Consider the following 13,760-nt stretch of genomic DNA (forward strand, 5'->3'; position numbering starts at 1 on the left):
CGTCATGGATCTACACGGGAAGAAGGCGCTCACACACCCGCCGCGTTGTTCGCGATCACGTTGCGGTAGAAGCTGGCGCTGAGCTTTGGGGTGCGGACCTGGGTGTCGAAATTGACGTGGTAGAGGCCGAAGCGCTTGTTCAGCCCGTACACCCATTCGAAATTATCCATCAGGCTCCAGAGGAAGTAGCCGCGCACCGGCACACCCTCAGTGGTGGCGCGCTGGAGCTGGGCGAGATAGTTGCGCAGATACATGATGCGATCGGTGTCGTAGATCTTGCCGTCGGCCGTGACGACGTCATCGCTGGAGGTGCCGTTCTCGCTGATATAGATCGCGTCGGTCTTCCAGATCTTCGCAGCCAGCTTCGGGACCCAGTAGATCGTCTCGGGACCGACGCGCAACCAGTCCGAGTTCATGTGCGGGAACGATTTCGGGATCGGCAGCGGCATGAAGCCGGCACCCTGGTCGGAAGCCACCACATAGTTCTGCGGCGCGTAGATGTTGAGGCCGAGGAAATCGACCGGCGAGGAGATGATCTTCAGCTCCGCATCGGTATATTTCGGCGCGTTGGGCCCGGCGAATTTCAGGAAGGCGTCGGTATACTTGCCCGTCATGATGACGTTGAGATAGCCGGCATTCATCTCGCGCAGCGCGATTCCCGCGGCGCGGACGTTCTCCGGCGTGTCGATCGCGGGCGCACAGGCGTCGATGTTCTCGGCCGGCCCTACGCGGGTGCCGCGGCGGCCATGGGCGCGCACCGCCTGCACGGCGAGCCCGTGCGCGAGCGCACTGTTGTGCCTGATCTGGTTGACCTCGGCCTGCGGCAGCGTCAAGCCCGGCGCGTCGATGCCGATGCCATAGCCAAAATAGACGAAGCGGCCGCTCTCGTTCAGCGTGAACACGTTCTTGACCCGGTCGGTCAGATGCTTGGCGACATAGGCCGCATAGTCGCCGAAGATCTTGCAAGTCTCGGTCGAGCGCCAGCCGCCAAAACGGTCCTGGAGCGATTGCGGCAGGTCCCAATGATACAGTGTCAGCCACGGCTCGATGCCGTTCTTGAGGAGCTCGTCGATCAGGCGGTTGTAGAAGTCGAGCCCCTTCAGATTGGGCTTGCCGTCGCCGTCCGGAAACACCCGCGGCCAGGCCACCGAGAAGCGATAGGCCTTGCAGCCGAGCTCCTTGATGAGCGCGACATCCTCCTTGTAGCGTTGATAATGCTCGTTGGCGCGGTCGCCATTGGTGCCGTCCTCAATCTTGCCGGGGATGCGGACAAACTTGTCCCAGATCGAGGCCCCTCGCCCATCCTCGTTGACCGCACCCTCGACCTGATAGGACGAGGTCGCCGTGCCCCAGAGGAAGCCTGCGGGGAAGCCGTTTCCGCTGCGCGGCGGCGATACCGGCTTGACCTCGAGGGCTTGAAGCGGACTCGCAACTCCGGCTGCGGACAATCCCGCCAGCTTGGCAAACTGGCGACGCGAGACGGGGTCCGACATTGATGCTGCTCCGCTTTCTTCATTTGGGCCCGGCACAATGAACAGTTCCGGGCCGTTTGAGAAGCGCATGCAGGAGGACCCAGATCCGGCAAGCGTTGGTGACGCAGCAGGCACGATGTCGTCCATTTTCCTGCGTCGGCTGAACACCTCTCGTGTTTTCAGGGCCGGCGATCTTAGGGCCGGGTTGTTCCGACTGAACCGACCACAACCTGCATCAGCCAGGCGATGCCGGCGTCTCTCATCGCTGCCTTGGTTGCGATGGCCCGGATCGTATCCGGTTTGCGGGCGAAAGGCAGCTCGACAAACACCAAGCCGAAGCGGCCGGCATGGTGCTCCACCAGTCGGCGCGGCAACGCTGCGATCAGATCAGACCCAGAAAGCTGGACAAGCGCCATCATGAAATTCGGGACCGTTAGGGCGATGCGGCGTTCGAGGCCACGCTTTGCCAACATCTCGTCGACGAAACCACGCGGTTCACCGCTGAGAGACACCAGCAGGTGCTGTGATTGCGAGAATGCAGCACGGGGTGGCGCTGTTGCCAAGGGATGTCCCCTGCGCATGGCCAGCACGAACTCCTCCTCATAGAGCCTGCGTGCCTCGAAACGCGATGATACCGCCGGCAGCGGCAGCATTGCGATATCGAGCTCGCGTGTTTCGAGCATGTCGAGACTTTGGTGCCAGGGCTCTCCGATCGCGCCGCCGCGCGGCGCAGGCATCAGATGGATCAGCCCGATGTCAATGTGAGGTGCCGCAGTCGCGATCGAACGCAAGAGCGGAACGGTTGTGGAGACCAGGACGGCGTCGGGGGCGCCAATCGTGAACCGACGGCTGCTTTTCACAGGGTCGAACGGCGCAGCCGACCCGATCAGCTGTTCGACACGCGCGATGATCTCGGCCACCGGCTCCCCAAGCTCCAACGCCCGCGCCGTTGGAACGACGCCCTTCGGTGTCCGCAGGAACAGCGGATCGTTCAGCAGAAGCCGGAGCCGGCCAAGCGCATGGCTGACAGCCGACGGCGTCAGGCTCAGCCGAGCGGCTGCGCGCGCGACATGACGTTCTTCCAGAACGACGCGGAAGAGCACGAGCAGATTCAGATCAATCCTGGATAGATCAATTTTCTTCAGCATATTGCTGAAATCATATCGCTGGATTCATCAAGATCAAGGCCGCATGGATCGGGCTCGCTCGCCGTTTGATCAGGAGTCCTGAAATGACCAAGAGACCGCCCGGGGTGAACAAATCGCCAGGCTCGCCGGAGGCGATGTCGCGGCGCTCGATGATTGCCGCTACGGCTGCGCTTCCTCTGTCCGCCCAGCTTTCGGCCGATGCGGCCGCCGGGAACGACGTGATAGCCAGCCTCATCGAACGCGCCCGCGAGAAGAATGCCGCCTTCATGCGTGGCGACATGGATCGCTGGTTCCAGCTTGTCCGCATTGCGCCGGATTTCACGCTGATGCAGCCCTTCGGCGGTCCTGCAAGTCGCGGATTCGACGCCAGCCCGAAGCGCTTGGCTGACCTATCGCGATATTTCAGGGAAGGCGAAACCGAACTCGAGGTTTTGCAAACCTATGCATCGAGCGAGCTCGTCGTTCTCGTTATGGTCGAACACCAGCGGGCCGAGGTGGGCGGGTTGGCGGCTCAAGACTGGTCGCTGCGCGTGACTGAAGTCTACCGCAAGGATGGCACGGATTGGCAACTCGTGCACCGTCATGCGGATCCGCTGGTCCGAAGCATCACCTTGCAACAAGCGGCGATACTCGCCCGGGGTTGGAGGGAGGAAAAATGATCTCCCTCGCCTCGCTGGAGCAGCCAACTGACTCAGAACGTCGCCGTATTCCGCGTGAAACGTCCCCCTGCTGGTTGGCGCGCGCGGGGGGATTCTGCGTCGCCATGCCTGAAGTTTGCAGGGCGTTAGGTGGCAAGGCTTCGACGAGCGGTTTCGTCGCGATGGCGCACGCGCTCAGCGCGAGCGCTTCGGCAACTTCGGCAGCTTGTCGGGATTGAACTCCGGCATCTGCCCGGCTCGTTCAGGTGCCGGTGGCTGCTGTTCAGTCAGGATGAGCGTGCCCTGGAGGATCATTCCCGGGACTTGTATCGCTGTCGCCGTGTAACTCGCGATCTTGCCGGGGCAGCTTCCTTCGATGTGCAGCGTGAGCTCATCGTCGTTGCCGAACACCGTTGCGCGGCCGTCGGTATGGCGCTTGGTCGATACCGTGGCGGTGAAGCGATCGCCATCGACGTGACAGGAGCCATGATACGTCATCAGGCTGTCGCGGCCCCAGATTTGTCCGTCTGCGACATGGACGATCCCGGTGCCCTGGTCGAGCGGCGTCTTGTACCAAGCCGCGTAGGTGCCGTCCTTCAGCATGGGAGCCATCTCCGCCTGGTACTCCTGAGCGGATAGTCCGCAGCATCAGTGCTAAGAAAGCGTTAATCGCGCGGCCCGTGCCAATCCGGTTGGTCCCTCCGCAGCTCGGCCTCGAGCTCCTCGATGATGCTGTGAAGCAGACATGCGGCGAGCGGATCTGTCACTTCCCGCTCCAGGCGCCGATAGCGTGCGATCTTGAATTCCTGCTCTCGCAACTGGTGCTCTGTCATCAGCCGGGCCCTCCGACAAACCGACGCAGAACCGGCCGGGGAGTTTCGTTAAAATTTTCGGATCATTCGCGATGGTTTCTGTTTGGTTAAAGACAATACGCGGCGAGGAATTCAGGGTGCCGATCTTGTTCAAGCCAGGTCGCTTGGGAAAAGCGGACATGGGAACCCCGACGCGCCGCCCGCTACGGACGAACAGGCGACATCAGAAGTTGCGAGTTAATTAGGAGAGTCAATTCGAGCGGCGCCTCGAGCTCGCCCGTCCCTTCGGCCTCGTTCCTCGCTACTTCTTTTTCACCGTCCCGAAATCCGGCTGCCAAGCGGCTTCCTTGCGGTTCGGCGCCGCAGCGATCACCTTGGCCTTTTCCTTCTTCGGCTTCTTGGCTTCGCGATTGCCGCGTTGCTGGCCCTTCGCCATGTCGCTCTCCTTTGGTGGTTTGAGTTCGTCGAGTTCGTTCGACTGCAGCACCCGTCCGCGCGGAGTGCAGACCCTAACGTCCATGTAGCCTTCGCGCAGCAGTCTTCGCGCAAGCCGCAGCGCGACCGTTGCACTGCCGCGGCCGAGATTGGAGCTGCCGTATTCGTTGGTTCCGCTGACCAGATATGGCACGCGGGTTGTCCTAGCCATTGAGGACGGGGGCTCCGCATACGAGAAGCAGCAAAAACAACGGAACGATCACCGGCGGCACGATCCATTCCGAGATGCGAACACGCGACATCGAATGCTCCTGCGAGGCCTTCGGCGGGAGCACACGTGACCCTCAGTCACCGGTCGAAGCCGTTGAGATGTGCGGTGATGGTGGCGAGGCTACGCCCGCGCCGAGCCAATAGCGAGCGTTAAATGCCGCGCGGGCGACGGCTCCGCCGCGACATCTTCATTTGCCGGCTAGTCACGATAATGCTGGCTATTGCCATGCGAAGGGCGCATGGTCGCGACAGCCTTCACTTGCGAAAGGCAGGCGTGCATGACCATCCGTTCGCGGCGAGAAACCGTCAAGTTCAAGCATCCGTTCCGCATCCGCGGCATCGAGCGAACCTTGCCGGCCGGCGCCTATGAGGTCGTCACAGACGAGGAGACGATCGAGGGCCTGACCTTCTCGGCCTATCGCCGCATTGCCACAATGATCACGGTGCCCGCCGAAGGCGCTTGCGGCGCCACGGAGATGCTGTCGATCGGCTCGATCGATCTTGCGAACGCACAAGCCGCGGACGCGAGCATCACCAATGACTGACCGGCCGGTCGATCTCGACAAGCGTCGCGGCATGGCCGCGCAGAAGGCAACCGACCTGCGCCGTGCGTTGGCTGACGTGGAGGCGCATCTCCGCGAGCTCCGCGAGCGTGAAGCCGATCTCGAAAACCGCATGATGACGGTGCCAGCCGCGTCCTGGCCGGAGGCGGCAGTGAAGGCGCGCCATCTGCTCAACCTCTATGCTGCGAGTCTGCCTTCCGAGGATACGCGCCATCGCGCGCTAGTGGCAGCACTGTTCGACGATTTCGCCCGGCTGTCGGGCGAGGTCTGAGGCGAACGACGGCCGCCCCGCATTCTCGACATGCCGCAATTAGGTTAACGGAGCAAGCCATGACATTGACCAGCGGCCGCTTTATCGGCCACGAATACGACCGAATGATCGTCCGGTTCTCGATGCATGACGGTGCCCGGGAGATTCCTTGCGCGATCTCGACCTCTGCGATGGACGACCTCGAGCGCGGCCCGCAAGTCAAACCCGAGCAGCGGGAGGCCCAGTTCAGCCGATTGCGGGATCGCATCGAAGCATGCGCTGCGAGCAAATATCGTGCGACGGAGTTCGAGGGCACGCCGCCAGGCATTGTGCTGCGAGGCATCGATTTCAGGTCATAAGCAACGACAGCACCGCGACCGGCCTTCTTGCGGCGTCACAAGTGACGCCACCATCATGTTATGAGACCGACATGCCGTTGCTGCGGAGTCTCCGGAACGAGGATTCTTTCTACTCCGCGCGCGCCTTGATCTCCGGCAGTGGCGCCTTGCGCTCGAAGGGCTTCTTCTTGGGCGGCGCGGGCAGCAAGCCCTCCCTGATCGCCTGCTTGCGAGCGAGCTTGCGGGCCCGGCGGATGGCCTCGGATTTCTCGCGGGTCTTTCGCTCCGACGGCTTTTCGTAGGAACGCCGCTGTTTCATTTCCCGGAAGACGCCCTCGCGTTGCATCTTCTTCTTGAGAACGCGGAGCGCCTGGTCGACGTTGTTGTCTCTGACAAGTACGTGCAATTGATCATCCTCGCTGGGGGCTGCGAATGCGACACGTCCTGCAGGGCAGCCAATTGCGCAGGAGCTTCATTGCGATTTTTGAGGATAGCGGCGGCGACATTCATCGCGGCTTCGGACGAGCCGATCTGCTTGTCACAGCGATGCAGCTTGGTGACACCAACGTGACCACTGTCGTGCTGTGCTGTCAATCGCTAACGTCTTGCTTGCAGGCCGGCAGACAGACGCGAAGTGCTGCGATCGGAACACCCGAGGAGCCTCGCAGAAACAAATTGGCTTGCGTCCTTGCGAAATCGCGAATGTGATGTATATTGACCTTGTTCGATTAGCCGCTGTGCCTTGTTGAATGCGCCCCGCGGGCTCCTTTTCCAAAGACATCGACGAAGTTGAAGATAACCGCGTGATTGTCGCGCGGAACGCGTTCGCGCGCTTTGGAGAAGAAAATGACGACAGGTACTGTGAAGTGGTTCAACGGCCAAAAGGGCTTCGGTTTCATTCAGCCGAACGATGGTAGCAACGATGTGTTCGTTCACATCAGCGCCGTCGAACGCGCCGGTCTGGCGGGCCTCGGAGAAGGCCAAAAGGTCAATTTCGAGGTCAAGACCGACAAGATGCGAGGCAAAGTCAGCGCTGAGAACCTCTCGCTGGCTTGATATCGTGGCGCCGTTTCACGGATGTACTGAAACGGCCCCCCTGCCCGCTCGATCTTCGGATTGAGCGGGTTTTGTCTGTTGCCAGGCCGGGTGAGCAATGAGCCCCAAGAAATCGGCAGACCTGTCACCCGAAGGCATCGCGCGTCTAAATCGTAAGCAGCTGGCCGCCGAAGAGGGAGCGCGCGCATTGGCGGATGCCGAAAGACAGGCTATCGAGATTCGCAAGAACATGGCGCGGCTCCGCGAGGTGCGCGAGGCCAAGGAAGCGGCCGATGAAGCTGTTCGAATAGCTTTGCCGGCACCCAAGAAGCGTTCGAGGAAGCCGGCGCGATAGTCGCCTTCAACGCCACCGCCGAAACTTAAAGGGGCCGATCACATGCCGGAAAGTGCAGGTCGTGCCTAGAATCCCGCCAGATCACGGAACCATCACTTTCTTTCTCGCTTCCGGCGCAAATCGGCAGATGTGCCGGCTCGCGACGACATTCAACACGCGGAAGCAGGCCATCAGCTATCTCCAGAAGCATCGAACGGAGTTCGAGCGCATGGCGCCGGACGCGACATCGTTCTGTCAGGGCTTCGAGGGCTTTTGATCCCACGGGCGCTTGCCGTCCGCGTCTCGATCCCAGGGCCGCGCTGTGGGTGCACTCTTTTCGGCCTCGGCCGCTTTCGCGCGGTCATGCTTAACCTGTTCGCGATCGGTAAAGGGCGGGTTTTGAGTGGAACTGACTTGAGCAAGGACCGGAACTGTGGTGACCAGCGCAATCATAATGAATTTTATCATCCCCGTGTCTAGCACCGATATCGGAACGCGTCCGATTTAGTTTGTCCGCTCGCCTTTTTCAGGCTGCAGAGCTTGGCCTCTCTCCTCTTGGCTGTCCGCACAGCGCCGGTACTCCTCCGCCAATTCCCGCAATGCAGGTGCGAGTCCGCCTCAGGCCGTAGCGGAAGGCAGTGCATCGAGCACGCCTAGAACGTCACCCGCATGCCCGCATAGAACGCCCGGGGCCTTGCCGGGCTGAGCGAGCGCGGGTCGGTGAATTCTGCGCCGCCATTGGTGAAATTGGGCACGGCCTCGCGGTCGAAGAACTGTCCGTAGGTCGCGTAACGCTTGTCGAAGACGTTGTCGATGCGGCCGTAGAGCTGGACGTTCTTTGCGACCTGATAGGAGGTGTGGAGGTTAAAGACCGTATAGGACGGCAGCTTCGCGTATTGGTTGGACTCATCGCCGACCAGATACTGGTTGGAGACGAACAGCGCGTTGCCGCCGACCTTCCAGACGTCGGTCACAGAGTAATCGACGCCGACCTTGACGCGATGGCGCGGGACCGCGGGGATCTGGTTGCCGGGCAAAACCCGGATGGTCTCGGTGGCCGGATCGGCAAACGGGCTTTCCGAGCCGAGTTCGAGCGGGTCAAGGAAGCGCGCGTCGACGAAGGCGTAGCTCGCCTGGAACTGGAGCGCCGGAGACTTGATGTTGACTTCGGCTTCGAGCCCCTGCCGCCGCGTCCGGCCGACATTGGAAAAATAACCGAAGCCTGTGCGCCCGACGGCGGGTACCGCAAGGATGTCGTCGTGATTGGTGGCGCGGAAGCCGCCGATCTTCCATCCGAGCGTGCCGATGTTCAGCTCCTTGGTGCCGCGCAGGCCCGCTTCCACGGTCTTCGACACGACCTGCTTCAGCGGCGGATCGGAGACGAGAAACGCTGCGATCAGGCAGGGACGGGCTGGATCGGAGCAGCCGAGCTCGAGCGGCGTCGGCACGCGGTTGGCTTCGGAATAGCCGGCGTAGGCGGTCAGCTCGGGAGTGATCTTGTAGGTGCCGCCGATCACCGGGTTGAAGCGGGCGAAGGTGTGATCGCCGTTGAGCGCAGTGCCGAGCTGATCTTCCAGCGTGATGCGCGCCACGTTGAAGCGACCGCCGCCGGTGATGGCGAAGGCATCCGTGACGTTGAACGTGTCCATCGCGTAGAGGCCGTTATATTGGTTGACGGTCCGCAGCGAGACAGGACCGGCAACGGGATCTGGTAAGCCGGTCGGCCCCAGGAAGACACCGCTGCCGCTGACGACGTAGTTTTCTGCAATCGAGCCGATCTCGGCGGTGGCGTTGTAGCGCGTGACACCGGTGTCATAGGTTGCGCCCATCACGAAGCGGTTGTCGTGCCCGAACAGCTGATCGGTGTTGGTGGCCTGTCCCGAAACGCCGAAGGTGGTCGAACGGATCGTGCCCCGGTCGATCTCGCCGAGGATCGTTCCCGGCGCAAACGGATTGGCAAGCTGCACGCCGTTCACGCCGTTTGCGGGCGTGGTGTCATCGCCGAAGCACAGCAGCGTCGGATCTGCACCGCACGCCTGCGCATCGGTCGGGTTTCCGTCGACGATCTTCTGCTCGTAGCGGCGCACATGCGCGGTGCCTTCGAGCGTCCAGGTCGGCGTCGCATCGACCTTTCCGGTCAGGTTGAGATAGCCAACGCGGTTCGAGGTGATCTGCGGTGTGGTGTAGGTCGCGCCCCAATATTTTTCGAGCAGCTCGGCGGGAACGGTGGCGCTGGCGCCGAAATCGTTTTTGGCCACTCCCATGTTGGCGTGGAATTCGCTGTCGCCCGCCTTGTAGCCGACATCGCCGTAGAAGCGCCGCACGTCCGATCGGGAGAAGTTGCGAAAGCCGTTGTCGTGCAGCCCTTCGAGCGCGCCGTAGACGGCGTAATTCTTGTCGACCTGCTTGCCCCATTGCGCCGAGCCCTGGATGCGACCGAACGAGCCTCCCATGACATCGAGCTCCGCACCCTGATAGGTGAAGCCGTCCTTCATTTGCAGGTTGATGGCACCGCCCAGCGCATTGAGACCGAAGGCGGGATTGTTGGTCACCAGCGTCACCGACCTGATCGCGGCGGTGGGGATCAGGTCCCAATTGACGGCGTCGGAGAAGGCTTCGTTGATGCGGACGCCGTTCTGGTACACCGCAAGGCCTTGCGGCGTGCCGGTCACGGGCGAAGCGACGAAGCCGCGGAATTCGACGTCGGGCTGAAACGGATTGCCGGTGACTTCGCTGATGTTGACGCCGGCGATGTTGTCGCGCAGCGCGTCGGTGACGTTCAGGGAGCCGGTGCGCTTGATCTGGCTGGCATCAACGGCGTTGATCGCCGACGGGACCTTGTCAACATCAAGACCTCTGCCGGTGCCCGGCGCGGTCGGATAGACGTAAATGCGCGTCCTGGGGCTGGCGGACCCCGGCGTTCCGACGCGTGCGACCGGTCGCGACGGCGTCGTGCGCCTCGTCGCCGACGGTGGCGCGGTCACTTCGACCGGTGGCAGGTTCTGAACGTTGGTCTCCTCATCCTGCGCGGCCGCGGCAGGGTGCGCGAACAACCCGGACACCAGCCCCGTCGAGATCGAAGCCATCAATAAACGACGCTTGAACCAGAGACCCTTGCCCATCCCGCCTTCCCATCCGTGACGACCGGCTGTTGTGATTTTCCGCCGTTCGGTCGAGATGAGTGTATTCGGCCGCAATGAGCGCGCCAGCCACAAAAGATCGGGCGATATCCGCGCTCGTTTTCCCGATAAAATCGGGAATTTTTCCCGATCGTTTCGGGCACGATCAGGCCGCCGCCGTCGGAACCAGCGCTTCCACGGTCAAACCGTTCTCGCCAGAGACGACATTGAGGGTACCGCCCAGTGCCAGGATCCGCTCGCGCATGCCCACGAGACCGAAGCCGAGCTTCTGACCCGGCTCCATGCCGCGGCCATTATCGCTGACCCGTACCCGGGCGCAGACGCGGCCGTCGCGCCCGTGCTGCCCGGCCGGCTCGATGACAACGTTGACCGCGGTCGCGCCGGCATGGCGGAACACGTTGGTGAGCGCCTCTTGCACGATGCGGTAGATGGTGAGGTCGGCAGTCTCGCCGGTCGCGCCCAGCGCCGGCGAGATCGAGGTCTCGATGGTGACCTCGGGATGCGACTCCCGCCATAGCCGCGATAGCGATTCGAGCGCCTGGCGCAGGCCAAGCTCGGCGAGGCCGACGGGCCGGAGGCGCTCCAGCACGCGGCGGGTGAACTGCTGGAGCGCGTTGATCTGCTCCAGCAAGGCGCTGCCGTGCTTTCGCACCGCCTCCGCACTCGGCGCCCGTCCGTCCGCCAGCTTCGCCAGCGCGCTGGCATGAGCGCGCAGCGAGAACAGATACGGTCCGAACTCGTCATGCAGCTCGCGCGCGATCTCCTTGCGCTCGACGTCCTGGAGCGACACCGCACGCTCGGCAAGGCGCCGCTTGTCCTCGACCGCCTCGCCGAGCGCTGCTGCGAGATGATTGAGCTTGCCGCAGATGGCGCCGAGCTCGGGCGCACCGCCTGGGGTGACCCGCGCGTCATAATGCCCGCCCTCGATCTCGGACATCGTCTCGGCCAACGACTGGAGCGGCGCCAGAGCCCGGCCGACCACATTCATCATCACCAGGAACACCACCACCGCGATGACCGAGCCGACCTCGAGCTGGGTCACGATGCTGTCCCAGATCTCGGCAATTTCGTCGTTCGGATGCGAGGTGATCACGAGCGAGCCGGGCTTGCCATGGATCGAGACGGGCACGCTGACGGCGGTCTGCTCGGGATGAACCAGGCTGACGAACCAAGCCGGCGGCCCGCGCGTGTCGGCGTCGGCATCGGCCCGGGGCGGCGTCAGCGGATTTCCGCCGGCGTCATGGAGCGCGATGCTGACATGGCGCAGGCGACTGAGATCACGCGCAATCTGGTTCAGCCGGGCGTCCGGATCGGGCGCCTCGTTCAGGTCCGCCACGATCATCTCGATGAACTCGCGTGCGAGCCGGATCACGCTCTGGTCCTCGGCCTGCACGCGCGGCCCCGCCTCCGCGACCTGGCGGCCGATATTGACGGCCAGCCCCAGCGCCAGCAGCAGCGCCAGCAACAGGTTGATGCGCCCGCGCAAGGAAAGATTTTGCCACATTGGTATCGCTCGTGCCCCGCGAAGGTTCTGCCCCGCCTCTCCGATGACGTTGACAGAGGCGAAGCGGCGGATATCTAATCGGAAGCGTACAGCAATCCCGGCCGGGTTGCATGAGGCGACATGAGACGCGCGCGTCTAGCCTGGTCGGCCTCATGCGGCGCAGAACAGGCAGTTTCTATCAGGGAGAACGCGCTGTCGCGGGGAACGCCTATGCGCATTCTGATCGTCGACGATCATCCCATCGTCGCCTCCGGCTGCCGTGCCGTGCTGGCCGACGCGGGCGAGATCGAGATTTTGGAGGCTGCCGACGCCGAAGACGGCGAGTGCGTGTTCATCGTCGAACGCCCCGACCTCTGCATCATCGACATCAACCTGCCGACCGTCTCCGGCTTCGAGCTCGCGCGCCGCATCCTCGAGCGCGCGCCTGAGGCCCGCATCATCATGTTCAGCATGAACGACGATCCCGCCTTTGCGGCGCGCGCGATCGAATGCGGCGCCAAGGGCTACGTCTCCAAAACCGGCGACCCCGACGACCTCGTCGAGGCGATCCGCGCCGTCGGGAGCGGCGGCACGTACCTCCCGAGCGCGATCGCGCGCAGCATTGCCTTTGCGGGACCGGCGCTGGCGCAAAGCCCGCTGTCGAAGCTGAACGCACGCGAGATGGAGATCCTGCGGCTGCTCAGCGCCGGAAAAAGTCTGTCCGAGATCGCCTGGCTGGTGCAATCGTCCTACAAGACGGTGGCCAATACGTCCTCGATCATGCGCCAGAAGCTGGGCGTGAAGACCTCGGTCGAGCTGGTGCGGCTGGCGATCGACAGCGGCGTTGCCTGACATCGCCACAAATTTCGGTCACACAAGCGTTGCAATCTTGATGTGGCGAGATGCCACGGAGCTTTGGGCATGACGATTCAGACTGTCTCGACGAACAAATCCTATGGCGGCGTCCAGGGTGTCTATCGACACGCGAGCCAGACGACCGGAACGGACATGACGTTCTCGGTCTATATTCCACCGCACGCGGACGGCGCCAAGCTGCCCGTGGTCTGGTATCTCTCCGGGCTCACCTGCACGCATGCCAACGTCACCGAAAAGGGCGAATTCCGCAAAGCCTGCGCCGAGCTCGGCCTGATCTTCGTCGCGCCCGATACCAGTCCGCGCGGGACCGACGTGCCGGGTGATGCCAACAACGCCTACGATTTCGGCCTGGGCGCCGGCTTCTACGTCGACGCGACGCAAGAGCCGTTCTCCCGCAACTATCGCATGTGGAGCTACGTGACGGACGAGCTGCCGAAGCTGGTGGCGGCGAATTTTCCGGTCGACGCCAAGCGACAATCGGTGATGGGCCATTCGATGGGCGGCCACGGTGCGCTGACGGTGGCCCTGCGCAATCCGCACCGTTTTCGCGCGGCAAGCGCTTTCGCCCCGATCGTGGCGCCCTCGCTCGTGCCCTGGGGCATCAAGGCGTTGACCGGTTATCTCGGGCTGAACAAGGACGCCTGGCGCAGCCACGACACGGTTGCGCTGATCGAGGACGGCGCGAAGTTTTCGGGCTTTCTGGTCGATATCGGCGAGGCCGACAATTTCCTGAAAGAACAGCTCAAGCCGGAACTGCTCGAAGCCGCCTGCACCAAGGCGAGTATCCCGCTGACGCTGCGGCGTCAGGCAGGCTATGACCACAGCTATTATTTCATCTCGACCTTCATGAGCGATCATCTGCACTGGCACGCGGAAAGATTGACGGCGTGATCCTTCTTGCCCTCCCCTGGAGGGGAGGGTCGCCTCGCGTCGAGCGAAGCGAGAGGTGAAGCGGGGTGGGGTGAT

17 protein-coding genes are annotated in these 13,760 nt (G+C 62.8%); 9 read left to right on the forward strand and 8 right to left on the reverse strand.

Features of this window, described 5'->3' with window-relative positions; genetic code table 11:
- Window positions 1-29: 29 nt before the first annotated feature.
- Both IVB01_RS20875 and IVB01_RS20880 read right to left on the reverse strand, forming a co-directional pair.
- Window positions 30-1,493, reverse strand: a complete 1,464-nt coding sequence (locus IVB01_RS20875) for a GH1 family beta-glucosidase (protein WP_247280523.1) — start codon at window positions 1,491-1,493, stop codon at window positions 30-32.
- Between the two features lie 173 nt (window positions 1,494-1,666).
- Window positions 1,667-2,620 carry a LysR family transcriptional regulator gene (locus IVB01_RS20880; protein ID WP_247280522.1) on the reverse strand — a complete coding sequence of 318 codons (954 nt, stop codon included), beginning with the start codon at window positions 2,618-2,620 and terminating at the stop codon, window positions 1,667-1,669.
- An 83-nt stretch (window positions 2,621-2,703) separates the two neighbouring features.
- Between IVB01_RS20880 and IVB01_RS20885 the strand changes: the two genes are divergently transcribed.
- On the forward strand, window positions 2,704-3,279 hold the full coding sequence (locus IVB01_RS20885) for a nuclear transport factor 2 family protein (protein WP_247280521.1): 576 nt from the start codon (window positions 2,704-2,706) through the stop codon (window positions 3,277-3,279).
- 174 nt (window positions 3,280-3,453) lie between these two features.
- Here the strand turns inward: IVB01_RS20885 and IVB01_RS20890 are convergent, their stop codons facing one another.
- Together IVB01_RS20890 and IVB01_RS20895 are read right to left on the reverse strand one after the other, a co-directional pair.
- Window positions 3,454-3,861 carry a hypothetical protein gene (locus IVB01_RS20890; protein ID WP_247280629.1) on the reverse strand — a complete coding sequence of 136 codons (408 nt, stop codon included), beginning with the start codon at window positions 3,859-3,861 and terminating at the stop codon, window positions 3,454-3,456.
- Window positions 3,862-4,371: 510 nt separating this feature from the next.
- Complete coding sequence (locus tag IVB01_RS20895; protein ID WP_247280520.1) at window positions 4,372-4,716, reverse strand: hypothetical protein; 345 nt, start codon at window positions 4,714-4,716, stop codon at window positions 4,372-4,374.
- Between the two features lie 337 nt (window positions 4,717-5,053).
- On the opposite strand from IVB01_RS20895, the gene IVB01_RS20900 reads away from it, so the two are divergent.
- From IVB01_RS20900 to IVB01_RS20910, 3 genes are read left to right on the forward strand one after another with little or no spacing between them, the layout of a single operon-like run.
- A complete protein-coding gene (locus tag IVB01_RS20900; protein WP_247280519.1) occupies window positions 5,054-5,320 on the forward strand; it encodes a hypothetical protein in 267 nt (88 codons plus the stop codon).
- Entirely contained in the window at window positions 5,313-5,609 is a 297-nt protein-coding gene (locus IVB01_RS20905) for a hypothetical protein (RefSeq protein WP_247280518.1), read from the forward strand. The genes IVB01_RS20900 and IVB01_RS20905 overlap by 8 nt, the downstream gene beginning before the upstream one ends.
- Window positions 5,610-5,668: 59 nt before the next feature.
- Window positions 5,669-5,947, forward strand: coding sequence for a DUF1488 domain-containing protein (locus IVB01_RS20910; RefSeq protein ID WP_247280517.1), 279 nt, complete (start codon window positions 5,669-5,671; stop codon window positions 5,945-5,947).
- 109 nt (window positions 5,948-6,056) lie between these two features.
- Here IVB01_RS20910 and rpsU read toward each other — a convergent pair whose 3' ends face one another.
- Window positions 6,057-6,332, reverse strand: coding sequence for a 30S ribosomal protein S21 (gene rpsU / locus IVB01_RS20915; RefSeq protein ID WP_247280516.1), 276 nt, complete (start codon window positions 6,330-6,332; stop codon window positions 6,057-6,059).
- A 440-nt stretch (window positions 6,333-6,772) separates the two neighbouring features.
- Between rpsU and IVB01_RS20920 the strand changes: the two genes are divergently transcribed.
- The 3 genes from IVB01_RS20920 (at window position 6,773) to IVB01_RS20930 (ending at window position 7,572) form a co-directional block, all read left to right on the forward strand.
- Window positions 6,773-6,982, forward strand: coding sequence for a cold-shock protein (locus IVB01_RS20920; RefSeq protein ID WP_247280515.1), 210 nt, complete (start codon window positions 6,773-6,775; stop codon window positions 6,980-6,982).
- 97 nt (window positions 6,983-7,079) lie between these two features.
- The gene (locus tag IVB01_RS20925) at window positions 7,080-7,316 is read left to right on the forward strand and encodes a transcriptional regulator (RefSeq protein WP_247280514.1); all 237 of its coding nucleotides are present in this window, start codon (window positions 7,080-7,082) and stop codon (window positions 7,314-7,316) included.
- Between the two features lie 52 nt (window positions 7,317-7,368).
- Window positions 7,369-7,572, forward strand: coding sequence for a hypothetical protein (locus tag IVB01_RS20930; protein ID WP_247280513.1), 204 nt, complete (start codon window positions 7,369-7,371; stop codon window positions 7,570-7,572).
- Here the strand turns inward: IVB01_RS20930 and IVB01_RS20935 are convergent.
- The 3 genes from IVB01_RS20935 to IVB01_RS20945 form a co-directional block, all read right to left on the reverse strand.
- Complete coding sequence (locus IVB01_RS20935; protein ID WP_247280512.1) at window positions 7,551-7,763, reverse strand: hypothetical protein; 213 nt, start codon at window positions 7,761-7,763, stop codon at window positions 7,551-7,553. The two genes, IVB01_RS20930 and IVB01_RS20935, sit on opposite strands and share 22 nt — an antisense overlap.
- 185 nt (window positions 7,764-7,948) lie before the next feature.
- Window positions 7,949-10,417, reverse strand: coding sequence for a TonB-dependent receptor (locus IVB01_RS20940; protein ID WP_247280511.1), 2,469 nt, complete (start codon window positions 10,415-10,417; stop codon window positions 7,949-7,951).
- A 163-nt stretch (window positions 10,418-10,580) separates the two neighbouring features.
- Complete coding sequence (locus IVB01_RS20945) at window positions 10,581-11,939, reverse strand: histidine kinase (protein ID WP_247280510.1); 1,359 nt, start codon at window positions 11,937-11,939, stop codon at window positions 10,581-10,583.
- Window positions 11,940-12,149: 210 nt separating this feature from the next.
- Between IVB01_RS20945 and IVB01_RS20950 the strand changes: the two genes are divergently transcribed.
- Window positions 12,150-12,770 (forward strand): response regulator transcription factor, encoded by a 621-nt coding sequence (locus IVB01_RS20950; protein ID WP_247280509.1) that lies wholly within the window; start codon window positions 12,150-12,152, stop codon window positions 12,768-12,770.
- Window positions 12,771-12,839: 69 nt separating this feature from the next.
- Window positions 12,840-13,685: an S-formylglutathione hydrolase gene (gene fghA / locus IVB01_RS20955; RefSeq protein ID WP_247280508.1), complete on the forward strand. Its 846-nt coding sequence runs from the start codon at window positions 12,840-12,842 to the stop codon at window positions 13,683-13,685.
- The last annotated feature ends 75 nt before the right edge of the window (window positions 13,686-13,760 follow it).

The organism is Bradyrhizobium sp. 164 (assembly GCF_023073715.1).
Classification (GTDB): Bacteria; Pseudomonadota; Alphaproteobacteria; order Rhizobiales; family Xanthobacteraceae; genus Bradyrhizobium.